We start from the raw sequence: 1097 nt of genomic DNA, 5'->3' as shown, positions 1-1097 counted from the left end.
CGGGCTGCCGTTGATCGCGGTGATGGCGCGGGCGGGGTTCTCGAAGCTGTCGTTGGCCAGAACCGCGAGGGTGACGGGCACGTCCTCGCTGGTGGTGGCGGTGTCGGCGGCGATGTCGACCACCGGCGCGATGACGATCGTGCTCGCATCCGTGTCGGTCAGCGGCGTGCCGGTGCCGGTGTTGCCGCCGTCATTCGTCAGCATCGTGAGCGTGACGGGACCGTTGGCGTCCGCGACCGCGGTGAAGACGGGGGCCGAGGCGGAGGCGAGGTAGGCGTTGATCGCCGCGACGCTGCCGCCGAGGATGAGGCTCGCCGTGCCGGAGCCGGTGACGGTCACGCCGCCTGCAGCCGCCGCACTCAGGCTGCCGCTGCTGACGCCGAGCGTGACGCTGACGGCACCCGTGCCGGCATCGACGTCGGCGACCGACAGGCCGGTCAGCGTCAGCGGCGAGTCCTCGCTGGCGGCGAACGTCGCCGGCAGCGTGTTCACCGGCGCGTCGTTGACCGCCACCACGTTGACGCTCGCCACCGCCACGTTCGAGCTCAGCGTCCCGTCGCTCACGCTCACCGCAATCAGGCGCGGGGCCGTCGCGGGGTTGTCCGAGGTCGAGGCGAACCGCACCGCCGCCAGAGCCGACTGGTAGCTCGCCAGCGTGGCCGGGCCGCTCAGCGTCAGGGTGAAGCGTGTCGCGTCGTAGCTCGCGCTGATCCCGGCCGGCACGCCCGCAGCGGTGAGCACATCCCCAGCCTGACCGTTGGTGATGATCAGCGTGGCCGAGGCCAGCGTGGTGTTGTCGACATCCTGGATCAGCACGTCGGTGTCGGCGACCGGCACGCCCGCGCCGTTCTCGGTGTAGGTCGCCGAGAAGCCGGTGCCTGCGCCCGAGGCGTCGAGGTCGAGCACCGGCGCGTCGTTGACCGGCACAACGGTGATGGTTGCGGTGTCGGTATCCGTCAGCGCACCGCCCGTGCCGGTGTTGCCGCCGTCGCTCGTCAACATCGTCAGCGTGACGGGTCCGTTGGCGTTCAGGGCCGGCGTGAAGACGGGTGCTGCGGCGGAAGCGAGGTAGGCGTTGAGCGCGGCCAGGGTGCCGG

1 protein-coding gene is annotated in these 1097 nt (G+C 71.6%); it reads right to left on the bottom strand.

Annotated elements, in window-relative coordinates; genetic code table 11:
• Positions 1-1097 (bottom strand): hypothetical protein (locus tag BY998_RS24600; RefSeq protein ID WP_210205520.1); only part of this gene is annotated, 1097 nt, incomplete at both ends.

The organism is Methylobacterium sp. B4 (assembly GCF_003201865.1).
Classification (GTDB): Bacteria; Pseudomonadota; Alphaproteobacteria; order Rhizobiales; family Beijerinckiaceae; genus Methylobacterium.
This window is presented reverse-complemented; position numbering and strand designations above follow the sequence as displayed.